Annotated in this window: 24 protein-coding genes and 1 riboswitch; of the genes, 11 read left to right on the plus strand and 13 right to left on the minus strand. The window is 43.4% G+C overall.

Going from position 1 to position 25,128, the window contains the following annotated elements:
* Positions 1–125: 125 nt before the first annotated feature.
* Together mtgA and IJ23_RS14715 are read left to right on the plus strand one after the other, a co-directional pair.
* Positions 126–800, plus strand: coding sequence for a monofunctional biosynthetic peptidoglycan transglycosylase (mtgA, locus tag IJ23_RS14710; protein ID WP_025768637.1), 675 nt, complete (start codon positions 126–128; stop codon positions 798–800).
* Positions 801–980: 180 nt separating this feature from the next.
* Positions 981–3,041, plus strand: a complete 2,061-nt coding sequence (locus IJ23_RS14715; protein ID WP_033906662.1) for an alpha-amylase — start codon at positions 981–983, stop codon at positions 3,039–3,041.
* A 69-nt stretch (positions 3,042–3,110) separates the two neighbouring features.
* Here IJ23_RS14715 and IJ23_RS14720 read toward each other — a convergent pair whose 3' ends face one another.
* Positions 3,111–3,827 (minus strand): DsbA family protein, encoded by a 717-nt coding sequence (locus IJ23_RS14720; protein WP_005374842.1) that lies wholly within the window; start codon positions 3,825–3,827, stop codon positions 3,111–3,113.
* Positions 3,828–3,923: 96 nt separating this feature from the next.
* The gene (locus IJ23_RS24240; protein ID WP_235213039.1) at positions 3,924–4,130 is read right to left on the minus strand and encodes a copper resistance protein; all 207 of its coding nucleotides are present in this window, start codon (positions 4,128–4,130) and stop codon (positions 3,924–3,926) included.
* 529 nt (positions 4,131–4,659) lie between these two features.
* Here IJ23_RS24240 and IJ23_RS14725 point away from each other — a divergent pair.
* The 5 genes from IJ23_RS14725 to IJ23_RS14745 all read left to right on the plus strand — a co-directional run bounded on the left by IJ23_RS14725 (position 4,660) and on the right by IJ23_RS14745 (position 8,193).
* Positions 4,660–5,397, plus strand: a complete 738-nt coding sequence (locus tag IJ23_RS14725; RefSeq protein WP_025612621.1) for a nucleoside recognition domain-containing protein — start codon at positions 4,660–4,662, stop codon at positions 5,395–5,397.
* Entirely contained in the window at positions 5,397–5,864 is a 468-nt protein-coding gene (locus IJ23_RS14730) for a YjiG family protein (RefSeq protein ID WP_005458317.1), read from the plus strand. The genes IJ23_RS14725 and IJ23_RS14730 overlap by 1 nt, the downstream gene beginning before the upstream one ends.
* A gap of 9 nt (positions 5,865–5,873) precedes the next feature.
* Positions 5,874–6,998, plus strand: coding sequence for a M20 family metallopeptidase (locus IJ23_RS14735; protein ID WP_033906663.1), 1,125 nt, complete (start codon positions 5,874–5,876; stop codon positions 6,996–6,998).
* Positions 6,999–7,204: 206 nt separating this feature from the next.
* Entirely contained in the window at positions 7,205–7,579 is a 375-nt protein-coding gene (locus IJ23_RS14740; protein ID WP_033906664.1) for a YkvA family protein, read from the plus strand.
* A 170-nt stretch (positions 7,580–7,749) separates the two neighbouring features.
* Positions 7,750–8,193: a DUF6795 domain-containing protein gene (locus IJ23_RS14745; RefSeq protein ID WP_033906665.1), complete on the plus strand. Its 444-nt coding sequence runs from the start codon at positions 7,750–7,752 to the stop codon at positions 8,191–8,193.
* 133 nt (positions 8,194–8,326) lie between these two features.
* Here IJ23_RS14745 and IJ23_RS14750 read toward each other — a convergent pair whose 3' ends face one another.
* The 4 genes from IJ23_RS14750 to IJ23_RS14765 all read right to left on the minus strand — a co-directional run bounded on the left by IJ23_RS14750 (position 8,327) and on the right by IJ23_RS14765 (position 13,324).
* The gene (locus tag IJ23_RS14750) at positions 8,327–8,791 is read right to left on the minus strand and encodes a DUF6795 domain-containing protein (RefSeq protein ID WP_033906666.1); all 465 of its coding nucleotides are present in this window, start codon (positions 8,789–8,791) and stop codon (positions 8,327–8,329) included.
* A 402-nt stretch (positions 8,792–9,193) separates the two neighbouring features.
* Positions 9,194–10,498, minus strand: coding sequence for a dicarboxylate/amino acid:cation symporter (locus tag IJ23_RS14755; RefSeq protein ID WP_025768631.1), 1,305 nt, complete (start codon positions 10,496–10,498; stop codon positions 9,194–9,196).
* A gap of 389 nt (positions 10,499–10,887) precedes the next feature.
* Positions 10,888–12,153: a DUF1835 domain-containing protein gene (locus IJ23_RS14760; protein WP_005374868.1), complete on the minus strand. Its 1,266-nt coding sequence runs from the start codon at positions 12,151–12,153 to the stop codon at positions 10,888–10,890.
* Positions 12,154–12,433: 280 nt separating this feature from the next.
* Entirely contained in the window at positions 12,434–13,324 is an 891-nt protein-coding gene (locus tag IJ23_RS14765; protein ID WP_033906667.1) for a LysR family transcriptional regulator, read from the minus strand.
* Between the two features lie 109 nt (positions 13,325–13,433).
* Here IJ23_RS14765 and IJ23_RS14770 point away from each other — a divergent pair, with 109 nt between their 5' ends.
* Both IJ23_RS14770 and IJ23_RS14775 read left to right on the plus strand, forming a co-directional pair.
* Positions 13,434–13,742, plus strand: coding sequence for a monooxygenase (locus tag IJ23_RS14770; protein WP_005374871.1), 309 nt, complete (start codon positions 13,434–13,436; stop codon positions 13,740–13,742).
* A 7-nt stretch (positions 13,743–13,749) separates the two neighbouring features.
* Complete coding sequence (locus tag IJ23_RS14775; protein ID WP_025768628.1) at positions 13,750–14,121, plus strand: hypothetical protein; 372 nt, start codon at positions 13,750–13,752, stop codon at positions 14,119–14,121.
* A gap of 65 nt (positions 14,122–14,186) precedes the next feature.
* Here IJ23_RS14775 and IJ23_RS14780 read toward each other — a convergent pair whose 3' ends face one another.
* From IJ23_RS14780 to nfsA, 4 genes are all read right to left on the minus strand, one after another.
* Positions 14,187–16,346 (minus strand): polysaccharide biosynthesis tyrosine autokinase, encoded by a 2,160-nt coding sequence (locus IJ23_RS14780; protein ID WP_033906668.1) that lies wholly within the window; start codon positions 16,344–16,346, stop codon positions 14,187–14,189.
* A gap of 29 nt (positions 16,347–16,375) precedes the next feature.
* Positions 16,376–16,816, minus strand: coding sequence for a low molecular weight protein-tyrosine-phosphatase (locus IJ23_RS14785; RefSeq protein WP_033906669.1), 441 nt, complete (start codon positions 16,814–16,816; stop codon positions 16,376–16,378).
* 69 nt (positions 16,817–16,885) lie between these two features.
* Complete coding sequence (locus IJ23_RS14790) at positions 16,886–18,007, minus strand: polysaccharide export protein (protein WP_033906671.1); 1,122 nt, start codon at positions 18,005–18,007, stop codon at positions 16,886–16,888.
* Between the two features lie 418 nt (positions 18,008–18,425).
* Positions 18,426–19,148 (minus strand): oxygen-insensitive NADPH nitroreductase, encoded by a 723-nt coding sequence (gene nfsA, locus IJ23_RS14795; RefSeq protein WP_033906672.1) that lies wholly within the window; start codon positions 19,146–19,148, stop codon positions 18,426–18,428.
* 194 nt (positions 19,149–19,342) lie between these two features.
* Between nfsA and IJ23_RS14800 the strand changes: the two genes are divergently transcribed.
* Together IJ23_RS14800 and IJ23_RS14805 are read left to right on the plus strand one after the other, a co-directional pair.
* On the plus strand, positions 19,343–19,984 hold the full coding sequence (locus IJ23_RS14800; protein ID WP_005374889.1) for a MarC family protein: 642 nt from the start codon (positions 19,343–19,345) through the stop codon (positions 19,982–19,984).
* Positions 19,985–20,174: 190 nt separating this feature from the next.
* On the plus strand, positions 20,175–21,047 hold the full coding sequence (locus IJ23_RS14805; protein WP_033906673.1) for a patatin-like phospholipase family protein: 873 nt from the start codon (positions 20,175–20,177) through the stop codon (positions 21,045–21,047).
* A 53-nt stretch (positions 21,048–21,100) separates the two neighbouring features.
* On the opposite strand, the gene gbpA is transcribed toward IJ23_RS14805, so the two are convergent.
* The 3 genes from gbpA to IJ23_RS14820 form a co-directional block, all read right to left on the minus strand.
* Positions 21,101–22,564 carry an N-acetylglucosamine-binding protein GbpA gene (gene gbpA, locus IJ23_RS14810; protein ID WP_033906674.1) on the minus strand — a complete coding sequence of 488 codons (1,464 nt, stop codon included), beginning with the start codon at positions 22,562–22,564 and terminating at the stop codon, positions 21,101–21,103.
* Between the two features lie 98 nt (positions 22,565–22,662).
* Positions 22,663–22,763, minus strand: a riboswitch (cyclic di-GMP riboswitch).
* 273 nt (positions 22,764–23,036) lie between these two features.
* On the minus strand, positions 23,037–23,537 hold the full coding sequence (locus tag IJ23_RS14815) for a fasciclin domain-containing protein (protein WP_005384595.1): 501 nt from the start codon (positions 23,535–23,537) through the stop codon (positions 23,037–23,039).
* Positions 23,538–23,617: 80 nt separating this feature from the next.
* A complete protein-coding gene (locus tag IJ23_RS14820) occupies positions 23,618–25,099 on the minus strand; it encodes a cryptochrome/deoxyribodipyrimidine photo-lyase family protein (protein WP_033906676.1) in 1,482 nt (493 codons plus the stop codon).
* Between the last annotated feature and the right edge of the window lie 29 nt (positions 25,100–25,128).

Here is a 25,128-nt window from a genome sequence, read left to right on the forward strand (position 1 = left end):
CAAATTCTAAGCCCGTTTTACATTGTAAATCGGGCTTTTTTTGACCAAGTTTTCACTAACGATAAACAGACTGCATACTCTATACTTGCATCATATTGTTTTGTTAAATCAGGCTAGGTCGGACTTTGAGAAAGATTAAATCCCTTCTGTTCAATATCTTATTGGTGCTTTTGCTTTTACCAGTGATGCTCGTTGGCATAGTGAAATACATCGATCCACCAATTTGGGGATGGAAGATCAGCCGCATGATTTCTCCTCCTGAAGGATTTCCTGAAGAGAGTCAAAATGAATGGGTGCCTTTGAGTGATATTTCTAAACACATTCAACTGGCCGTGATTGCGACAGAAGATCAAAAGTTCCCGACCCATTACGGAGTGGATTTTGATTCCTTGTTTAAAGTGATCTCAGAGTCTGGCGAGAACGGTCCCTCTCGCGGTGCGAGCACGATTACTCAGCAAACTGCAAAGAACGTGTTTCTGTTTCCTTCACACTCTTATGTGCGCAAAGCGTATGAGCTTTATTTTGCTCTGCTGATGGAAGCAATGTGGAGTAAAAAACGCATTCTTGAAGTGTATTTGAATGTGGTGGAGTTTGGTCCAGGTATTTATGGCGCGGAAGCCGCTGCGCAAAACTACTTTGGTATTCCTGCTAAACAACTTTCAACACGCCAAGCAGCAAGGCTTGCGGTGGTGCTGCCAAATCCGTATCGCATCAAAGTTTACCCTCAGACTTCTTACACCATCAGCCGCGTCAATTGGGCGATGAGACAAATGCGTAACCTTGGTAGCATTCAGCTTTAAACTCCTTTTTACCCTGCTCATAAGTAGAACTACGCCCCCATAAAAGCAAAATGTGAAGCGTCACAAGCTTTAGGGCGTAGCCTTTCAGAATGATGTGCTCAGTTTTTCATCCATTTACTATTAGTGTGAATAAAACTACAACACGAATACTGCGCCTATGCGCAACCAATGGACTGAACGATGAAACTGAACCTGATTACCACTACTTTACTGCTTGCGTCGGCAAGTGCCATCGCCGAGCCTAACATCACCATTTCTACCACGACCAACAGCCGTGACTTTCCGTTAAGTGCAGAGCAGCCTTTGGTTGTGCCCTTAACCAAAGACGGATACACGCTCAAAATCACGGGTGTTGAAGGCGACTGTGTCGCGCCTGATGGTCAGAAGGTCAAATTCAACAAACCTATCGCGCTGAACTGTGGAAAGCCAACAGAACTGCCTTTAAAAATCCGTTTTACTGGCGATTACTCTTTTGCTTTTGATGCGGAAGCCAAAACTCTACGCTTCAAGCGAGAGCCTAAGAAAGCTGCCAAGACAGAATTTAAACGCCCAATCCCACAAGTGCAATGTGAGGTTTACCAAGGCGGCGAAGTCACCATCGCGCTGGGTGACAGTTTCCCCGATGGCACCAAGTTGCGTGATGCCTATTCTGGTCAGATGGTCGAAGTAAAAGATCAGCAAGTATCGCTGACACCAAGCAAAGATTCAGGCGGTTTGGTGCTACTAGAGCCAGTGAAGAAAACCAAAGAAGCAGTGCCGTTTGATTACCGCAATGCCAACATTTACTTCGTGATGGTCGACCGTTTCAATAATGCTGATACGAGCAATGACAACAGCTATGGTCGCAAGAAAGACGGTAAAGAAGAGATTGGTACCTTTCACGGTGGTGACCTAAAAGGTGTGATCGAAAAGCTAGATTACATAAAGAGCCTAGGTACCGATGCGATTTGGTTGTCGCCAATCGTTGAGCAAGTACACGGCTTTGTGGGTGGCGGCGATAGCGGCTCATTCCCATTCTACGCTTACCACGGTTACTGGACGCGTGACTTTACCAAGATTGATGAGAACTTCGGTAACGAAGCTGATCTTAAAAAGCTGGTGGAAGAGGCACATAAACGTGGCCTTAAAGTCTTGATGGACGCAGTAATCAACCACACTGGTTACTCAACGTTAGCCGATTTGCAATTTGACGGTATTGAGGTGTTAAAACCAAACGCTGACCTACCTAAGAAATGGGGGGATTGGAAACCAAAAGCGGGCGAAAACTGGCATAGCTACCACCAGAATATTGATTACCAGAGTCCAAACTGGGCGAAATGGTGGGGCGGTGACTGGGTAAGAACAGGTCTACCGGGATACCCAGTTCCGGGCAGCAGTGATATCACCATGTCATTGGCGGGTTTGCCAGACTTTATCACTGAATCAGACAAAGCCGTGAAGCCAGCTCAATGGCTATTGGATAACCCTGGCACTCGCGTTGAGGAGCGTGATAATTACACCGTCTCGGACTACCTAATTGAGTGGCAAACTGATTGGGTGAAACGCTTTGGTATTGATGGTTACCGTGTCGACACGGTGAAGCACGTTGAAGGCGATGTGTGGAAACGCTTGAAAGAAGAGGCATCAAGCAGCCTTGAGCAGTGGCGTAAAGAGAACGGTAAGTCAGGTCAGCCATTCTGGATGATGGGTGAAGTATGGGGACATACCGCATATCGCAGCCCTTACTTCGACGACGGCTTTGATGCGTTGATTAACTTCGATATGCAGAAGAAGTTAGACAAAGGCGCGGCGTGTTTCAGCCAAATGGCAGACACTTACCAAAGCTATGCGGACACTATCGCCAATGAGAAAGACTTTAACCCTGTGAGCTACATGTCTTCTCACGATACCGAGCTGTTCTTCTCTCGCTTCAAAGATTACGGTATGCAGCGTAACGCCGCGAATGCACTGCTTTTGAGTCCTGGTGCTGTTCAGGTTTATTATGGTGATGAAGTTGGTCGTAACATTGGTCCTTACGCGGACGATTTCCACCAAGGCACTCGTTCTGACATGGTATGGAAGCTATCTGATGAGAAGCAAGCGCTGCTCAAACACTGGCAAACTCTTGGTCAGTTCCGTAAAGCGCACCCAGCGATTGGTGCGGGTCAGCATCAAGTAATTGAACAAGAAGGCGCGTACGTGTTCTCTCGCTCGCTTGGCAATGACAAAGTCGTTGTGGCGTTTGTGGGTCGCGACAAGTAGTTAGAACTTCGTTTTAAGCCTAGATAGAAAAAGCCCTTCCTTGAGTTATCAGGGAAGGGCTTTGTTGTATTAGTTCGCCAGTTCTTGGTCGATGACTTTTTCTAGCTCGTCAAACGGCACATAGCCAGGAATGACTTGATCATTAATGATCAACGCGGGCGTGCCGCGTAAACCAAGTTGCGTGAAATACTGATAGTTTTTATCAAGCAACGCCTTGGTCTCTTTGTCGTCGACAAGCTGTGCTTCTGTCCCCGTTTTTTTCGCTATTTGATTTAAGGAACGTGCGTCATGTGCGCCCGGTTTTTTCACCAATAACTCATGCACTTGTTCGTACTTATCTCGCTGGTTTTGCCAAACATTTAATGCGTAACTTGCCGAGTTGTAGCCGTTTTTCTCGTATTGTTCTTTAAAAGAGACATTGAGGTTAAGCACTTTTACCTGCGGATATTCCTTACCAACTTTGACCAGCTCTCCTTCTAAACGTTTACAAAAAGGGCAGCTATAGTCTGTTACGTTAATAATGGTTAACTCAGGGTTTTCAGCACCAAAAGAGGAATGTTTGCCATCACTTAGATATTGACGAACCTCCTTCAAGGTGTCGCCAAATGACTGTTGATACGCAATGTACTCTTGAAGGTTTTGGTGCAATGAATCAAGAATTTGAGGGTTTTCTTTTAGTATCTGAGTAACTTCCTCTAGCTTTTGTTCTGCGGTCTTTTCTGATGCGAAAGATACGGCAGGTACGATAGCCATCGTTAACGCCAAAAGTGTACGAGTGAATGTCATAATATTTCCTAAAACTTTTAAATTTCGTTGTTTGTTATGTGAAGTGAATAAAATATGTACAAAAGTCAGGCCGAAAGGTCTCTCGCCTTGCTGGCTTTATTCTCTAAACACGCAAAGTTTTAGGTGAACCCGATACTTTTCCCGTATCGGTTCTGTGTATTCCAGATAGCGAATTGCTGTGGTTGTCATCGGCAGCGCCACAACCAAAGCAAACAGAAAAAATGGAATAAGAATATGATCAAACTGATGTTGGTACGCTTGAACCAGCTTTTCTGAAAGGTCGCAAGATGGTGATAAATTCACACTCTCATCTTGCTGACTCTGTATTTGGTGAGCCTTAGGGCAGCTTTTCGAGAAGCCGGAGTTTTGGCTTAAACATACCATCACCACCCAAAACACGAGGGCGAGTGTCCACTTGGCTATTTTAGGTTGTGAGCGTAACAATGGGCTGCCTAGTCCTGTTGATTCTGGTTTAATCCGTTTGCATATGACCGGACAATCCTAACCTAAATTTCATTATGGAATGTTACTTTCGAGTTAATCGATATCGCCTCAATGCCAAAGTATGAAGTACGTCATGAATGTTGTAGAAAGCAATATTCGTTGGAATCATTGGTCGGATTAATGAAGAAGTCCTGAGGTATCGATATAGATTAATATACCTAATTGTTAGCACAAATTTTTATTATCTTTCAAATGTGATTAAAATCATAAAACAAAACTTCATAACTGAGTCGCCAGAATGTTCGGCAGGCGGATTGATTTTGATCATCTCTCTAGCACATTATTCGGGTGAGCATATGTGTCCTGTCCCACATGTGTAGGTAATGTTATGAAAAATCCTGTTCAAACCGAGCGCAAGGTTACGCTGGGGTGCTACTTTGCACTGGCGTTTGCGGTCGTCTTCTTTTCTGGTCTCATGCAATCGAACGAATGGTATGGCGTATTTGATTTCACCACGTTGAATGGCTCTTTTGGCAAGGTGGCTTATGGTGTCACCGAAACGGCTGACGGTGTGCAAGTTGCAACAACGTCGCTTCGTGGTACTGGTGGTAGCGGTGCACGTGACGGTTTCATTTTTGCACTTACTTTGATTCCTACCGTTATGTTCGCACTGGGTATGATCAATGTACTTGAGCACTATGGCGCACTAGAAGCGGCACGCAAACTGTTAACGCCGCTTCTTCGTCCAATTATGGGTATTCCGGGTAACTCTGGTTTGGCTCTTATCGCTTCGCTGCAAAGTACCGACGCGGGCGCTGCGATGACTCGTCAGCTTAAAGATGAAGGCCATCTTACCAAACGCGAAACCGATGTGTTCACTATGTTCCAGTTCACCGCTGGTGCCACCATTGTTAACTTTTTCTCCTCAGGGGCGGTGCTGTTTACGTTGACGATGGCGGATGGCTCGCTTGCCGTAACGTCTTCTATTGGTTTGGCGGTTGTGGTGATGTTCTTGTTTAAAATCGTGGGTGCGAACTTATTCCGTATCTACCTAAACATCACAGAAGGTAAAGAAGACAAGCAAGAGCAAAGCAAATCTGAGAACTTAAAAGAGGAGACGGCGTAATGAGTGACGTAAAAGTAAGTAAGCCGATGGTGACGGATATTTTCGTTGAAGGCGCTAAAAAAGGCTGGGTTATTGCGACAACATCAACCGTGCCTAACGTTCTTATGGCGTTTGTCATCATTAAGGCGTTGCAGATTACTGGCGCGTTGGATTTGATGGGCTCGGTATTTTCTCCAGTAATGGCGGTTTTTGGTTTGCCAGGTGAAGCGGCTGCGGTGCTGATTGGTGCTTGGATGTCGATGGGCGGGGCAGTTGGCGTGGTTATCACATTGTTTGACCAAGGCATCTTGAACGGTACGCACATCGCGATTCTTGCACCTGCAATTTACCTAATGGGCTCACAGGTTCAGTACATGGGTCGAATTATGGGACCTATCGGTACTGAAGGTCGTTACATCCCAATTATGATTGCGATTTCCGTATTGAACGCATTTGGCGCAATGCTAGTCATGAACTTGTTTGTTTAGGGGGCAATCATGCAGTTTTCTCTCAATGAATATCTCGAAGAACTTCGTCCTCTCATCAATGTCGATTGTGGCACGTACACCACTGATGGCATTGAGTTTATCGCTTCTCAATTTGAAGAGAAGTACCAAGCGATGTCAGGTTGGAGCGTAAAACGCATCGACTGTGGCAGAGCGGGCATCGGTCTTGAAGTTCGAAACAAGCCTGAGGCTGAGAAAGTTGACGTGATGCTGATTGGTCACATGGATACAGTGTTCCCTGTCGGCACCGCTGGATTACGTCCTATGTCTCAAGACGCTGACAAAGCGTACGGTCCGGGTGTCTCGGACATGAAATCTGGCTTGCTGAATATTGTGTACGCGATGCGTAACCTCGACCAAGCGGTGTTGGATAAACTGTCGATTTGTATCTGCATGAACCCAGACGAAGAAACCGGATCGTTAGATTCGGTCGACTGGATTCAATCTGTTGCAAAAAACGCGAAAAACGTATTGGTGGCAGAAGCAGCACGCGCAGACGGAGGTTTAGTCAAAGCGCGCAAAGGCATGGCGCGTTACAAAATCACGTTTAATGGCATTGCAGCCCACGCTGGCAACGAGCCAGAAAATGGCCGCAGTGCAATTACCGAGATGGCGAACTGGATTCTCGCAATCAATGCCATGACGAACTTCGAATCTGGCACCACATTAAACGTGGGTATTGTGTCTGGCGGTAACGGCGCAAACATCGTCCCTGAGCACGCTGAAGCGATCGTGGATGTGCGTTTCTGGAGTAATGAAGAATACGATGATGTCGATAGCAAGCTAAACGGCATGCTGGAAACACCATTCGTTGATGGCGTTAGCATCGAGTTGGTTCGTGAAGCTTACAAACCCTCTATGGTGCCAAGCACGCAAACTGAAAGCTTGATGGCATTAGTTGAAGAAGCAGCAAGTGAACTGGCTATCGACATCAACTGGAAAGAAGTGGGTGGCGGCTCTGATGCAAACAACACGGCGATTCTAGGCGTTCCAACTTTGGATGGTCTAGGGCCTATCGGTGCAGGTTTCCACAGTGACCAAGAGTACTTGTTGCTTGAGTCTATTGAACCACGTATCAAAATGTTGATACGTGTACTGGAGAAGATTGTTCAATAAGGCATTCTGCTTCTAAAGCTTGGCTCCCAAAGCTGTTGGTTTCAAAACCATTTGGTTTCCAAAGCAATAATCCCTGGACTTCGGTTTGGGGATTTTTTTATCTAGCCATTTTGTTTCCTTTCTTCATTATCATTACGCGCTATTAATCCTACGTTCAGGTTCATCGCCTTAATATCTATGCCACAGTCATAAATTTAGGAGGCACGATGACCACAAGCATGTCTGTAAATTCGGCGTCCGATGACGTCTTAGACCAAACGATGCAAGCACCAGATGAGAAAACCTTCTGGCGTAAAATGAAAGCGTCGGTTAGGAAAGCGGGTGAAGAAATTGCCGTAATGGGCATAAAATCATGGCTCGCGATGACAGATTCTAACACCTCTGTTCGCCATAAGGCGATTTTAGGTGGAGCATTGGCTTACTTCGTATTACCAACCGATATGGTGCCAGACGTACTCGCTGGCGTCGGTTTTACCGATGACATGGCAGCACTTACCTTAGCCGCGAACTCAGTCGGTAATGCCATCACTAAAGAACACGAAGCACAAGCCAGAGAAAAACTGAATTCGATGGTGGAGTAGGTATGGCCCATCAAACATGTTCTATGTTTGGTTTAGCGCAAACAAGAAATTGTTATTTTTAACATTTACTCAAAGCACACGAGCTCGTAACAATACGTTTTTCCGTAGTAGATTTGCTCGATTTGAAAGGGTACTTTCAGATTCAAGTTTTTATCTAAGAGAAACCTTTCATGTACAGGTATACGCCAGATATTATTGGTATGCTAACTTTGAACGTAAAACCGTTGTCATCTCAATTAGTGGTCCTCCGAGTCGGTGTGCGTGGAACCATTCATGAGTTTCAAACTATTACTGATGCTAACGGATCGTTTGCCTTCCCTGCATTTGAAGAGCATGAGTCTCAAGACTTATTGAACTTAGATCAGAAATACGTGCTCGTTTTCCTGAAGACTCATCTAGCAAATGGAGAAGAGGTGACGATATGGGAGTCTTCAATTGATGGTTATGAGACTTATGAGTTTGCTAGAGAAAATATGGGAAATTTGAATTGTGAAGTAACCAATGAAGTTTACTACTTCGCTTTTTCTTATTTTGGAAATGGTGAAGATGATACTTATGTGTACAGTCAGTGCAAACTAACTGGTTATGTAGAATCAGGAGTATACGAAAGTTAAGTAGTGAATTACTTTAGAGAAATATTCTGCGAATTAGCACTTTGATTGATATGTTTAAACTTGATTGAGGCGTGCAGGTATAGCTTTTTCTTTTAAAGAACTTTGAGTTTAATAATCATCACAATCATAAACTCTATGAAAAATGTCTTTTATATAAAAATCCATTTAAATTGCAGTTGCTAATAACCATTAGATCTCCAGCATTTTCTAGATTGATATTCTTGAAAAAGTATCGAAACTCGGTACCTTCAAGCTCACAGTAAAGATTACTTAAGTTGTCCTTTATAAATATAGGTGGTGAAACGTAGTTTAACTGAGACTCCCAAATATATTTCTTTTCTTCATTTATATAGGTATATATTCCGATATATGAATATGTTTGATTCAAAGCTGATTCTTTGAACCTTTGAGCATGTATGACTGGTTTAAAGTGAAATTCACCTAACTCATTAGTACTTGAACTCCTTTTGTAATTATTTTTTAAAAAATTAGCTTCTAAGTAAACCGTTACATTTTCTAGAGGTCTTTGATCAAGAACTAAAGTACCTTTTACCTCTGGGCTTAATGTATATTTAAATTTCTTAAAAAAATCGAACATACTTTCGTTGAAACCTAATGCAAGTATTGGAAATGAGAAAATGAATAAAAAAGACTATTTTTAAACATGAAATTATGATGTATGTATCTTAGTACCAACTTAATTATCAGACTACTATCTATCGCGATTTGGTTTTGAACTTTAATTTGATAATGGAATTTGTATCTCTATATGATGAAAATGTTCCTTATATCATTTTCAAAGTAATAAACATAGGCGAGTTATCTTAACCCTCTAGATGAACTAATATAGAATCGAACTACTTACCGATTAGTAATTGAAACAACCTCGGGGGACGAGAAATTTATCTAAACCTTTTTGACTTCGGGTTAATTGGAAATAAAAAACCACCTTAGAGTAAGGTGGTTTTTGCTTAGACAGGATAATTTAACTTGGAAGGGTTTAAGCTTCCGCGCGTTTCAGGTGCACTTCTTCTTCGGCTACGCCTGCCATTGGGTCGTTGAAGCGAGCTTCATCCAATGCACCCTCTGATTTTGCAACGATGACGGTTACAGCACTGTCACCAGTGATATTTACCGCGGTACGAATCATATCAAGAAGACGGTCAACACCCATGATGAGCGCGATACCTTCAAGCGGCAGACCAACTTGGTTCAATACCATAGCAAGCATGACAAGACCCACACCAGGAACACCTGCGGTACCGATAGACGCCAGAGTTGCCGTCATGATAACCATTAGGTAATCGCCCATAGTTAAATCAATATTGAAAGCTTGAGCAATAAACGCAGTTGCTACGCCCTGCATGATCGCCGTACCGTCCATGTTCACGGTTGCACCAAGTGGTACTGTGAACGATGATACACGGTTCTCAACACCCATGCGGTGCTTTGCTGTTTCCATTGTCACTGGAATCGTCGCGTTTGATGATGCGGTCGAGAAAGCAAACATGATCGCGTCTTCCATCTTACGCAGGAACGTAATTGGATTTAGACCAGTGAAACCTTTTAACATTAAGCTGTAAGTGACTAGGCCGTGCAGGACAAGCGTCCCCGCCAGTACTAAGAAGTACTCTGCCAGATTGACGATTGCGCCCAGACCAAGACCAGTAAATAGCTTCGCCATTAAGAAGAACACACCATAAGGCGCCAAGTTCATCAAAATCGCAACCAGTTTCATGATCACTTCATTCAGATCAGCGAAGAACGCTGCAATACGTTCACCAGGTTTGCCTGCTGCGCTGATCGCGATACCAAATAGTACCGCGAACACAATAACTTGCAGGGTTTTACCTTCAGCCATCGCACTGATAGGGTTGGTTGGGAACATATCGATGATCACCTGACCCAAAGATGGTGCTTCTGCTGATTTGAATGAACTTGCTGCGGTTAGGTCAGCGCCAGCACCTGGCTGGAACAGAGTACCCATAGTTAGAGCAAGCGTAATCGCGATAGCCGTTGTTGTAACGTAGAAAGCGAGGGTTTTACCGCCCATGCGACCCAGTGTAGAAAGGTCTTTGAGAGAGCTAGTACCACAAACTAACGAAACAAATACTAGCGGTACAACAAGCATTTTTAAGCTGGCAACGAAGATCTGTCCACCAACTTCGAATAATCCATTAACAATGTATGCGTCGACAAATCCGTTGTCGGCAAAAAGTGTGCGAATTGCAAATCCTGTCAAGATACCCGCAACCATACCTAAAATTACGCGGCTGGTAAGCGACATCGGTTTCTTGGTATTCATGAGAACACTCCTTATAGTTATGCACCTTGAGTTCACTTCAAAGCGGCGAGCAGATTAGCAGCGGAGTAAGAAAATACGAAAGAATAATCCTCTAAATGGTTAATAGATGTGAACTTTATCACTAATAAAAATGGAATTTTAACCAAATATTAACGAATTGGCTGGATAAAAAGTTTGTATTTTAACACTTTTATCGAATATACAACCGATAACAAAGAGGATTTACAATAAATTCTAATAAGAGATAGAGTGCATACTCTCTTTGAGTGGATGCATTTCTGCATAACTATTTAAGTTGTATTCAGACTAGCGGTCGCTTCTTTAGGGATAATTTAGTATTGAGTGTTCATCAGAGCCAACGAACCCTTTATGCTTTCATATTTGTCAACTCAATGATGGTTGGCAAGTGTAGTTAGTTGGAGGTGATCCCAGCTCCAATAACTTTGACTGGTATTTTTAATCCCTCCAACCCAATAGCATTGTTTCGCTCGTATTAAGCCTTCCAAACACTGCTTGCCAGCCTCAGTGATACGGACGCTTTGTTCCCACCAGTGCCTTTCACGTGACTCAATCGTGATCAAAGGTGTTTGACACTGTGCTAGAGGGAGGAGTAACGCGTAAAACATCACGTCTCCTAGGTAAGGAAGAGGTTCTAGTTGTTGATATTGCTCAAACCAATCTTTGATGGGAATTGAACGATTTTGCGAGCTCAAAACCTTTAGTGCGAGGTGTTGTGTCAAGCTCAATCCAGTTTGTGAATTAGGTAACTCTTGCAAATGGCGTTTAAGCACGTTGAATATATTGGGCAAGCAATCCAGGTTATGCTGCTGAATCAAATTAACTATGGAAATAGGTGTCGGTGATGTAATAGCGTGCCAACACCGTTTAGCCTGACTGAATAATTTTGCTGTCACAGGTTTACGGTATCGCCAACAAGAACGAATAGCTTCTTCAGGCAACTGCCCAAAGCCGATGAATCGTTCAGTGCCCGGGAACTGGTTCAACTCAATGATCTCTATCACTTTATTCTCTACATTCTCTAACTGTGTTAGAGCACGAATTAGCATCAATTGATCATAACTGTCATGTTCGACCCAAAAGACGATTCGTTCAAATACATCACTTTGCAACAGATCGAGGTTTGATTGTTCCAATGTGACTATATCTTGAACCGAGTCTTCACGCTTCATCACGGGCAGCAGAGTCTCTACGACATATTGGGCACGAATGGCAAGGAAGTTCTGCGGTGTTGCTGGTATGGGGCCAATACAAAGCGGGTCGATCAGGGCTAAAAATGTCCCTTCAAATCCGCTGGCTTTAAGTTGTTGTTGAATGTCGTGGCCACAACGAACGTGTAGCGTTTTTACTTTTGCATCTAGGGGCGGTTTTTGTTCTTTGATGGCTAGTTTGTGCGCTTCTAGCTCTTCGACATGAGCTTTTAGTTTACTCCAACTGGATAAGCCCAGTTCTCTTGCGAGTGCATGTTGAACGTCAGCCAATTGAATTGTATTGGGAGCCAAAGATTCTGGTTTGGAGTGAAATCGCTTAACTAACTCCAACGTGGCGTCATCGTATAGGCGGATAGCTTTGAGCCTTTTTTTAGCAATGGATTTTTGCTGATTGATATTGATCGAGAAGCTATTTGTAGAGTTCATATTTCACCTTTCTTATTTCTTCCACACTCGCCTAAATAGAAGCTAAAAAGAAGGTAAAAACAGATTGTGCCTGCTAAACCAAGCAGGTGAGGATATTGCCGTGAACCGAGTTCTTTCCGCGAGTATTGGGTGCTTTAGGCATGAGCAGAGTGATAGTAGGTGGTCGCTATCCTTCGTGCAACCTTTTGTGAGAGTGTAGCGTCACAAAATGGCCGTTTCTCTATGTTTAGGGAGAATCAATAGGCGATAACACTAGCGATTCAACTCAATACCACTGTTGCTAGACTCGAGTTTCTACACTTTTGAGTAAAATACGATAAAGCGCTTGAGTCGCAGGACCACTTTTGGCTCCTTTGGGCAAAGTGAGGTGCAGCGCAACTTGATATTGATGGGAGTGTTCGAGCTCCAATACTTTAATTTTATCGCTCTTTCGGGCTGAGACTAAGTGCGCTGGTAGCCGACAAAACCCAACGCCTTGCTCTACGGCGTGAAAAGCGTGGTCGAAGTTATCGACGGTAATACGCTGACGTGCGCGTAACCAACCCACATCTCTTTTCGTTTTGTCTGAATCACCTAAGTCACGGATGACAATTTGGCTGGTGGTTGCAAAATCGTCGATGGAAACATGCGGCTTTTTAGCGAGTGGATGGTGTGCTGCGATTACAGGCAGCATGGTTGTTACGCCAAATGCTTCGGCAGGGTAGTTGGTTATCGGTAAGTTGATGATTGCGATGTCAGCGAGCTCATTTACGACCATTTCGGTTGTTTTGCTCAGTGACGTTTCAACCACTTGAACGGAGGTCGTGTTGTTGTCCTCCAAAAATTGACTGAGTGGTGCATAAAGCCAACAAGGGTCACAAAGATGATCTACTGCGACCGTGATTTGAGATTCCACCCCACTTTTTAACTGCTCGCTGATGACTTCTAGTTCCCGCGCTTGTTCAAGCATGGATTGTGCACGACGCAGTATGGTTTTGCCGTGCTCTGTCAAACCCGCTTTGCGCCCTCGTACTTCGATAAGTTGAATACCAAGTTGGTCTTCTAACTTCCTCACCGAGTAGATCAATGTGGTATGGCTCTTGTTGAGCAGTAAAGCTGCGGATTGAATGCTGCCTTCTTGATTAATCGCTTGTAGCGTTTGCCATTGTTCTAAGGTCGTTTTTAGTCTCATGAGTCAATTTTTTAGACAGTTAATGGCGAAATTATGAACTTTTCTGTCAGTTTTATAAAGGTAATAATCTTGTCATCGAAAACGAGTCAATAAGAAGAGGAGACTCAAGATGGCGAAATTATTGCAAGTTGATTTTGAATTTCATGGTCCGTTTGGTGACGAGATGTCGAATGCTCTGGTCGACTTAGCTAAGTCGATTAACCAAGAGCCGGGCATGATTTGGAAAATCTGGACGGAAAGCGAAAAAGACAAACTCGGTGGTGGTATCTATCTTTTTGAAGATGAAGCCACGGCGCAAGCTTATCTCGAAATGCATGCCGCACGCTTACGAAAAATGGGCGTAGTCGAAGTACGAGGTCAAATTTTCGATATCAATGTGCCGTTAACGACGCTCAATCAAGGGCCTATTAGAGGATAAGGAGATGATGACCAACCGCACTTTTCTAACCGTTCATGGTGTCGTATATACGGTATTCGCTTTTGCGTTGTTTTTTGTACCAACCATAATGTGGCCGATGTATGGAGTACAAATTAACGACCAGTACGCGCTGTTTTTATCGCAGCATACTTCGATCTTTTTAGGTGGAATCGCAGCGGTGAGTTTGATGTTACGTAATGTGGAATCAGGGCATACTGCGAAACAGATGTTTAAAGCATTATTGATTACTAATGGCTTAGGGGCAGTGATTACTACCTATGCCGGCATTATCGGAGTATTTGTCGGTTTTGGTTGGAGTGACCCAATATTCTTTGTCTTGCTTAGTTTGATTACGTACAAGCAATTAAGAGTGCAATAGAAAAAGCCCTGCTGTTTCTAGCAGGGCTTTGTCATATTTGGTTTAATTAGCGATCTAAATTCAAGTTATGATTCGCTTTTGTACGCGTAGTTATAGTAGCCGTATCCATAGCCGTATGAGTTAGATGCTTTTTTCTCAACTGCATTGAGAATCACACCTTTAACTTCAACGCCTGATTGCTCGAAGCGACCTTGCGCGACTTCAATCTCCTTCAAAGTCGTTTGATCAAAACGAGCGACCATCAGAGTTGTTCCTGCAAGCGCGCCAACAATGCTTGGGTCGGTAACTGCGAGTACAGGCGGCGTATCGATGATGACTAGATCGTATTCTTTTGATACTTGTTCTACAAATTCAACAAATCGTGGATGCATCAAAAGCTCTGATGGATTTGGTGGTACTTGACCACGAGTAACCACATCCAAGTTTTCAACTTGACTTGGCTTGATTGCGGTTGCTCGATCAATTTTTCCACTTAGTAAGTCAGATAACCCTTGCTCTGCTGTGAGGCCAAAACATTGCTGTAAATAACCTTTTCGCATGTCAGCATCCACCAAAAGGACTTTTTGACCCGTTTTAGCCGCAACGGCAGCAAAGTTAGTTGATACGAACGTCTTACCAATGGAAGGCGCTGGGCCTGAAATCATTAAGACATTGTTTTTGGCTTCCAACATTGCGAAGTGTAAGCTGGTTCGAAGTCCACGTAGTGCTTCAATTGATAGATCTGCTGGATTGGCATTTGCTAAAAGAAGTAAGTCTTTGTTGTTTTTGCGTTTTAGCTTGTTCGCGACTTCCAATTGTTGTGCCGATTTAGGAACACTTGCATATACAGATATTCCAGTTTGCTCAATTACATCAGGAGAAGTCACTCCACGATGAAACGCGGTTTTTACCAGAACAAATGCGACAGCTACCATGCCTCCAAGAAGAGTAGCCAAAACCACAATCAAAGGTTTTTTCGGTTTAATAGGAACGGCGTAAGATTGTGCATTGTCAATAATACGCACATTACCCACGGTGCCAGCTTTTATGATATTTAGCTCTTGAACTTTATTCAAAAGTTGGATGTAGATTTGCTGGTTTACTTCGACATCACGAGTCATACGCAAGACTTCGCGCTGTGTTTTTGGCAGTTTTTGAACTTGTTTGTTAAGACGCTCTTTCTCTTGCAGTAATGTCTGACGTTTGTCTAACAGCGATTTATAAGCTGGGTGGTCTTGGGTGAATTTTTGACTGATTTCACTTTCTTTAAATGTTAGCTCATTAAGTTGGGCTTCAAGTGCCACCATCACTTTTAGAGTCGATTGTGCTTCGAGATTTAAATCGATAGATTCGTTTTCTTGTCTAAAACTGTTCAATGTATCTTCTGAAATAGTTAGCTTGTCCTTAATCTCGGGTAAATGACCTTTAAGGAAGTTGAGGCTCTGCTCAGCTTCAGCTGAGTTTCTTCTAACATTCTGCAAAAAATAGTTTTGAACAACATCATTTAAAACAAGCTGATTGTGGTCTGGGTATTCACCTTCAATGCTTAGAGATACAATACCTGTTTGGCTACCTCTCTCTGAAATAGAAAGTTGTGAGGCTAACTTGTTGATAGCATCTAACTTGCTTATTTTACTTATTGTAAAAGTATCTTCATTTTGAGCATTGAGCTGGTTCACTTTTACACGATAGCCATTCATCTCAATCAGTTGACCAACTGAACCAGAAAGTACCATTTGGTCTTCAAGCATCAAGCTGAATTGACCTTTCTCGATGTCTGTAGCAATCAGTTGATGAGATAATCCTCTAGCCGTTCGAGGTACTTCAAACGTGGTCAAAGAAATGTAGTTTTGAGTACCGTTGATTCGTGCTAGACCTTTACCAACAAAAGGTAAGTAATCAGGAGTGGCAATGGTTGTTAAGTTAAACTTATCAACGGTATCGCCAAGAATCATTCTCGATTTAATTATTTCAATTTCTGTAGTTGCAGATGATTCGGCAGAAAAGAGTTCTCCCATGTCACCGACCATCGCCGAGATACCACCTGAACTCTTCTTTTCGATTTGTATTAACGCGTCGGCTTTGTAAATCGGAGTTGATAGCAACGCGACCGCGATACCTAATGTTGCAAAAAAGAGTGTAATGCTGATGATAAACCATTTCGCGTCTATCAATATGCCGAAGAGCTTGCCTAGGTCGATCTCATCATCAGCAAGAGCAGATGATTGTATTGTTTGGTTAGCCATTATTTTTTATTTCGCCAAGTGATCTGAATTTATATTTTTTTTGCCCATGCATGAGCAGCATTTTCAATCAGAGATAATGCATGCTCAAAGGCTTCTCTACTCTGTCTGTATGGATCTGGAATATCCACGGAACCTATCCAGTGACCAAATAACATTGCTTTACCTCTAGCCTCCGGTACCAGCTCCGTCAAAGCATCGATATGACCTTGTTCCATCACCAATATTAGGTCTTGCTTTGCGCACAACTGAGCGGTTAGCTGCTGTGCTTTGTGGTCTAGCAGGTAGATACCACGTTCTGACGCGACAAGTCTGGCGGTTTCATCTGCTGGCTTTCCGGTTAGGCGACTTTTTTCTACGGCAATACCCGCCGAAGAAATCTGTTTATTTGGGAGTAGTTGCTGTAGTAACCGCTCTCCTGTGGGGGAACGACAAATATTACCTACACACACGACAAGAATGTTCGAAAACATGTTTTGCTCCTTATAGACAACGTTTGAATGACTTGTTTATGTTCAAACAAGCCCTTCAGAATGCTTTTTCTATGGCCAAGTCCTGACTCGAAGGACGCCTTCTGTAAGTTCATTGAAGCCTGAGATGGTAGGTACTAGTTGTGCAATAACGCGATTCCAACGACTGATAGGCGCCGCAGTGACATAAACGATGTCATACGGTTTCAGAGCAAATTCAGTACCAATAACGAGCGCTGCCGCATCGGAGACATCAAGTTGATATATGTCGCCCAGTGAACCTGCGTCTTGTGACCTCCTAATTACGAATACACCTGTCGCATCCGCTGATATCTGATTAATACCGCCAACGTTGCTCAGAGCTTCCGTAAGGCTCATGCCAGCGCGATCTATTTTCAGTAGTTTAGGATCGTTAACTTCACCCATAACGAAAACCTTTTGTGAATCATTTCTTGGCACATGGATGATATCACCTGGTTGAAGTAGCCTATTTTCAGTGAGGTCGCCTTCTTGCATCAGCGCATAAAGAGATATGTTTTCAACTATGCCGTTTCTTGTCAGTGTTACATTTTTCCAGTCGGCGTTTTCGGCTAATCCACCTGCACGGTTAATTGCATCTAACAAGGTGAGTGGGATGTTGGTGATTGGTTGTTGTCCAGGATTACTTACTTCACCAGTAATGTAGGATTTTTTCGAACGAAAAGCTGCTACGCTGACATCCACTTGAGGACTTTCTATGTACTTTGCTAATCGGCGAGAAATATCAGCACGAATTTGACGAACGTTTTTACCCGCAACTTCAACAATACCTATATATGGATAGAAGATAGTACCATCAGCATGTACCCAATTCCCCGCTTCAGCAGAGCTGCGATAAGAACCAGCAGGAATAGTTAGTTCTGGGTGATCCCAAATAGTAATGTTTAGTATATCTCCAGGGCCAACCTCATACTCATAAGCGCTAAGTTGGCGATCTAGTTCAGGGTTGGATTTGGCTTCTATCCCCAAACTTTTAAGTTGAGATACTTTATCAAGTGTAAGTGGAAAAACATTGAAATCAGAAGTGCGACTAACATTGCTGTCTTCGACGAAGTTTTTTCCATCTGTGGAAAGGTGACTACCGGGTACAGTACATCCAGAAAGAAGTACTGAGGAGAGCACTAAACTAGCTAGCTTTTTATGTTTGAAATTCATGTTTTTTCATTCATCTGACGTAAAGAGCGAGTTGCTGGTAGCAACATTCTTTTCCAGAAAAGACTTCACAACATAACCTTATAAGCACCACCTTCTTCTATTTATAAAGTGCTCAATAAGGGATTGATTGCATCTGGAGGCATGAACTCTAATGAATTTCAATGATTAGAGCAATAGACAATAATGCAGCAAGTGTCCAGATAAATATCGTATTTTTATGTTTTCACTTACAAGATTTCATATTTCGGATAAAAAACTTGTTCAATTAGCTCAAATTTTGTTTATTAGCTCTATATGTAGTGTTTTCTTTCTAAAATACAACCAAGAAAATCTACCGACTAATTATCTCGTTGTATTAAATAGGATTATCAAAAGTGTGACTCGGATCTCTTTTTTGTTTTGTTGTCTTTCGACATGGTCACTTCTTCGCTAGCCCCTTCCCATTCAAATACGGCAGGATGTGCGGACGTGATTCGCCAGCCAGTTTACTGGTGACTTCTTGCGACCAAGTACTCTGTTTTTGATTGCTCGAACGGTTTGCATAGTAGTTTTGCATAGTTTGGTCATACGTCTGAATATCATCCAAGTTTAGGTCTTGATACTGATTCTCATGCACCACGACATGCTTAGGTAGGCGAGGTTTTACTTCAGGGGCTTGATCTGGATGACCAAGACACATACCAAATAAAATGGCGGTATTTTTAGGTAAACCTAATAATTCGTCTACTTTTTGGGCATTGTTTCGTAAACCACCAATATACACACCTCCTAGTCCCATCGACTCCGCCGCAAGCAAGCAATTTTGTGCCATGATGCCCGAGTCTACAGCGCCTATTAGCGTTAACTCGGTAAAATCAGCTTGAACATCTGGGTTGATACTGGCGTGGCGTTGGTAATCAATGCAAAACACCAAAAACTCAGCCGCGCTTTCAACGTACCCTTGATTTCCGGCATATTGAGCTAATAGCGTACGTTTTTCTTTGTCGGTCACGCGAATAATTGAAACGACTTGCAACATGCTTGATGAGGACGCCGCAAGGCCGGCTTGAAGAATGGCATCTAATTGTTCGCTCTCAATCGGTTGTGAGGTGAATTTTCGAATTGAGCGGTGATTGAGAATTGTTTGAATCGTGCTGTTCATGGTGACTTAACATCCCCTGTTACGTTAAAGGCTGAAGACTCACCTTAGCGACATTTGATGAGTCGGTAAACTATCTCAAAAGAAAAACAATGCTTGGCGCATAAGTGTGAAGACGATTCGAGATTACACCACTCGTTCTGTTTGAGAGCGTATATACTGTTTTTAGAATCAATAATTTAAATGCAGTGGAATATATGAAAGAACTCATTGTTCATACAGTTACGGTGTTTATGGGCTTCTTTGCCATCATGAACCCTATCGCCAATATTCCCATCTTTTTGAGTTTAACTGCTGATGAAGATAAAGAAACCATCCGTTCCATTGCGCTCCGCTCGGTTTTTATTGCATTTATTATCATCGCGATATTTTCTATTGCCGGTAAGTTAATTTTTGATTTGTTTGGTATCACGCTTTATGCATTGCGAATAACAGGCGGTATTTTGGTGTTTTTGATAGGTTTTAACATGCTTCAAGGTGATTCGACGCATCAGAAAACCAAAGAGAAGGCGTATTCACCAGCTCAGCAACGGGCGGCATTGAGTATTGCAGTGTCTCCACTGGCGATGCCAATATTAGCTGGGCCTGGAACGATTGCTACCGCGATGAACTTTGCGACAGCGGGTGGTTTCGATCAAACCATTATTACTATCGTTTCTTTCGCTGTCCTCTGTGTGATCACCTATGTACTGTTTTTATTTGGAGACAAATTGGTCAAAGCGGTTGGACCAAGTGCTCTAAATGTTGTGACTAAAATGATGGGCTTAATTCTAGCGGTTATTGGTACTCAAATGTTCATTGATGGCGCGGGCGAAGCCTATAAAACGGTTTTCTCCTAGATTTCTCTTAGACCTTGCCACCTTGGTTAAGCCCGCAATTACATTTCTAACGGGTACGGATTTTTTGAACTTTAGTTTTCATTTTCTAAGAGAGAAATAAATAGACTTCACCTATTTCAATAATAAGAATATTCAATTGTTGTGATTGCACGAATTTCATTACTCTTTTGGCAAGGAGAATGGGGGAAATATGGCAACAAAAGCAATTGTAGTAGAAGGTGGCGCGATGCGAGGCGTCTTCGCAAGCGGAGTGTTAGATGCGTTTTTAGAGCAGAGTTATAAACCGTTTGATTTTGCAATCGGTGTATCTGCTGGTGCATCAAATTTGATTGGGTATTTGACCGACTACCCGCATCGCAGTATTAACGTCATTACTAAGCTGGCCACAAGCAAACGCTTTTTTGACCCGACTCGCTTCGTTAAAGGTGGAGACCTCATCGATGTGAAGTGGTTGTTTGAAGAATCTAATCGCTTGTATCCCGTCGATGAAAATAAACTGTTTAATGGCGTTCCTTTTCTCGCAGCGACAACAAATGTAGATACAGGGCAGGCAGATTACTATCGCGTGACACCTGATAATTTTCACCATGCGATTGAAGCGACAACAGCATTACCGATTGCCTACAAGCATACCCCTTGTTTTTCTGGTGGTTGTTATACCGATGGTGGGGTCGCGGACTCTATCCCAGTGCGTGAAGCTTATCGTCGAGGGGCTCGCGACATAACCGTAGTACTCTCTCACCCGCTGAATTATGCCAAAAAGCCAGTTAAGACCACATGGCTGATGAAGAAACTTTTTGCGGAGCACCCCAAAATGGCGGATGCGATGTTAAGACGTGCAGATAACTATAATCAATCATTAGAGTTTATTCGTAACCCTCCACCAGGAACACATGTTAGGGTAATTGCCCCACCAGATAATTTTCATGTTCAGCGCTTATCAATGCGACAATCCGTTTTACTAGAAGGGTATGAAATGGGACTGATTGAGGGGCGAGCGCATCTCACTAGTTTATCTGGTGTTCATGGTTTAGACCGGGAAAGCTGTCATTTTTGCGTTTGATTATAAAAGAGCCTCATCGTGAGGCTCTTTTTACTTAACGTTCAAAGGGTGATTTAGTTGACTTTATCCCAAGCCATCTCCCAGTGTGAACCTATTCCAGGCTCGTAATGATTTGCGCTTTCTTTCCACTGCATACAGTAACCAGAGTATGGGAAAGGTTTACATTGATAAATGCCCCCGTCGCTGGCAAGCACTTTTGTGCCCGCCGTGTAGCTAGATAGTCCTTCAGGGAAGACAAAATCGTACTCATCAGATGGTGGTGGAGTAACTGACTCTTCTTTTAAGTGAAAGTCGAGTGTTTGCTGATCCACCAAGTTGCCATCTTTATCCTTAATACGTGTTACGAGCATATGGTGACCCGGCTCCGATTTACTTAAAGCGAGCGATATCGCCTCTACCGAGCCGTCTTTCATTTCGTTTGCCCAACTTGCAAGTGGTTCGCGATGGTGATTGTAAACGGTGAGTTCTGCATTTAAATCGCCTTCAGCAGTTAGTGTCAGATCCAACGTTGTCGGTGTTGACTCAATGATATATTCGTCTGCTAAGCCATCTACTGTGAGTGAGTATTCTGGAACAGGAGTTTCAATGTTATAGCCGATCTCTACTCGCTCAAGGCCGCTATTTGCTTGCAGATACACCGGATTAGTACCATAAACAGGAGTGAATTTATCCTCTGCATACTGCCCGGCTTGCAGTTTTGCTTGTTCTTGGTTTAGCTTAGTCGCGAGTGCGTAAGACCAGTTTTTCGCTTGGCCCATTGCTGCATCGGTAATTTCTAGTTCAGTTCTATACGCTATGTTTTCACCTGCTTGATCAAATACGCGCGTATAAACCGAATCCCCAATATTTAAATCCATTGTAGGAATAATTTGACCGCCTTGCTTCCAATCTGGAATAACGGGACTGTCACCATCAAATTTCACATCGATCACGTTATAAAATGAGGCTGCAGTGTCGCCAACATCCCATACTGCCAGGATGACATGGTATCCCTCGCGAGTAGGCACATTACATTGATGGCTTACCTGTTTCGGGGGTTGAACCATATTGCCGTCGACGACACAGAAAGGAGTTAGATCAAAAGAGTCTCGTGATAGTGAAGCGTTTGGGTTCCAATCAGGCTTGGTGATGTAATATTTCCAGTCGCGCGTCACGTGGTTAGCGGTAAATGTCCATTCAAAAGTTTGTGTACCTGCTTGAATAGTGCGTTTTACCCAACGGTCGGCAGTTTGCTCATCAAGGGCAGCTGCTAAAGCGGTTTCGGCACTCGCTATTTTACCATCGCGAGGCCCTGTTTCGGGAAAGCCATCAGGGCCTTCAACGCTTTGCGGTTCATATTGAATCGCACCGCAGTTATTATTTTTTTCGTTAGTATCTGGCGTTGGATACTTACATAGTGCCGAGCGACTTGCAGCGACACCACCATTGGTTTCTGATACATAACCGTGAGCCGCAGCACCTGAGCTAATGCTTGCAAGTGCTAACGCGAGTACGGATTTGGTTGGAAATGATTTCATCACATGTCCTCTGTTATGGCTGACAAACTAGTGTCACACCCCGGCGCATGCTGAGCATAAAGCAACGCTACAGAAATTGGACTTCTGTAACACTGCGTCATGGTAACCCCGCTATCATGAGCATTCTTTTAGATTTTTAAATGCTGACAGACCGGAAGCTTTGCGTCCCACCCTTTCGAATGGTTTGCCGAAATGTGATTGAGCAGCCAAAATTTAGCTTAAGAATTTACATGTGGAAAAGTAAACGTCACTGACATGGAATCCTGTTCTCAAATTGAAAGATAACGATATCTTAACCTCGTCAATATTGTGCAGTGTTGTCTTGCAAGATATTGATTTTAATTTTGTCTTTATCTTTTTTTATAGTCATCGTGAATGAGTGGGGGTTTGTTGGGGATAAGTGGAGAGGAATCGTGCTAAGGGTGGAAGAAGTTCTGTCTAAAGGGCGGAGTGTACCGCCCTTTGAATGGTGTTATTTCGGCATGATCACAGTATCAATCACGTGAATGACACCGTTTTTAGCTTTCACATCGGTTGCAATGACATTTGCATCGTTAACCATGACTTTATCGCCCATGGTTTTAATCATCACATCTTGCCCCTGAACCGTAGTCGCTTTGTCTAGCTTAACAACATCGGCAGCCATCACTTTCCCTGGGACGACGTGATAAGTCAAAACAGATACTAACTTGTCTTTGTTTTCCGGCATTAAGAGCATGTCGACTGTGCCGTCTGGCAGTTTTGCAAAAGCGTCATCCGTTGGTGCAAAAACAGTAAATGGGCCTTCCCCTTTGAGAGTGTCAACCAAGCCCGCTGCTTTTACCGCAGCAACAAGCGTATTGAAAGAGCCGTTTTCAGCGGCAACGTCGACAATATCGGCTTTCATCATGCCATGCTCATGAGCCTTGACGGGAAGCATAAAAGATAACGTTGCCATCAGTGTCGCCGCGATAACTAAGATACGTTTGAACATAATGTGTTCCTTACTAGTTGAGGGTACAACGGGTTCCCTGGAGTGTGTTTGCATTTGTACGCATTGTGATTGAGAGATGATCATCGCGTCCTACTTTCTTTTGAGGGTCTAACATGTCGCGCAAGAATTCGTCTGCCTTCTTGTTTCACATCGGCTCGTTTCCGCCACGTCCATAAGCGCTCTCTTGCTGCCTTAGCTGCGTTGTCTGGTGTGATAATAGGTGCAAGGTAACGGCTATCTGGCTGCAACTGATACATGACAGCTTCCATCTGGGTCATTGTCCAAGGCTCGAATAAAAGAGGGGGAGGAACCATTTGCAATTCAGGTACCCACTTGTAGATGAACGTGCCGTCAGGATCATGTTCTTGGGCTTGCTTGATCGGATTATAAATACGGATTGTGTTAGTCCCGGTTACTCCTGCTTGCATTTGGAATTGTGGGTAATGAATTCCGGGCTCAAAGTCGAGAAACAGTTGCGCTAAATGCGTTACACCTACTCGCCAATTCATGTTCATGTGGTGAGTAAGAAAGCTAACCAGCATGGCACGCATGCGAAAGTTAATGTAACCAGTGTGGTGCAAACAGCGCATGCAGGCATCAATCAAAGGTACGCCAGTATGCCCGGATTTCCATGCTGCTAACTTTTCTTCATCGAAAGTACTACTTTGTTTAATCAATGGTTCGTAAGCCCGATTAACGCAGTAAAACTCCATGTCGTATTCCGATTCGAATTTTTGGATGAAGTGACAGTGCCAATGAAGCCGTGAAGACAATGCAATTAAGCTGCGACGAAACCCAGCCACTTGCCAGTGTTTCAAAAGGTATTGATAAACTTCACGCAAGGATATGTTACCCCAAGCGAGGTATGGAGAAAGGCGAGTACAGGCTGTACGTGAGGCAGTGGGACTAGAAATGCTTCGATAGTAATCACGACCTCGACGATGAAAAAAGTCCTCTAGTGTTTTCCAAGCGAGCCGGCTTCCTCCCGTTTGCATTCCTTTGCATTTTGATAGCCAGGATGATGGTGGCGAAAACGAACAGCCGAGAGTTTCTGCATCCAATGAATGCAATAAGTCGGTTTGGAGCTCAATAGGGCTTATTGAGGCTCTCATGACAGAGTCCCAATGTTTGTCCCAACCTTGCCGGTTTTTTGCACCTCTGATAACAGCACCGTGTTCGAACTCAAACCAGTCGATGTTCTGCTCATACAGCCAAGCGGCAACTTGTTTGTCGCGCTCAAAGGTGCAGTTGAGTCCTATTTCTTGGTGAGAAAAAACAGCGTTGATTTGATATTGCGCTTGAATTGATTGGAAACATGCTAAGGCATCGTCATACAGCACCGTGATTCGATGCCCATACGCTTTGAGCGTCTCATCCATGTCTTGCAGTGATTGCCAAACAAATCGCCAGTGGCGCTCAGAATAGTGTGGGTTGTTCAATAGCAATGGTTCAACAATATACAAAAGCACAGTTGGGTGCTTTGTTGATAATGCTTGAGTTAGTGGTTGATGGTCAGTCAGCCTTAAATCTCGTTTTAACCACACGACATTGATTGTTTGCATCGGAATCCTCTTTGTTTCCGATGTTGTAC

It is taken from the genome of Vibrio sp. OY15, from assembly GCF_000742455.1.
In the GTDB taxonomy this organism is placed as follows: domain Bacteria; phylum Pseudomonadota; class Gammaproteobacteria; order Enterobacterales; family Vibrionaceae; genus Vibrio; species Vibrio alginolyticus.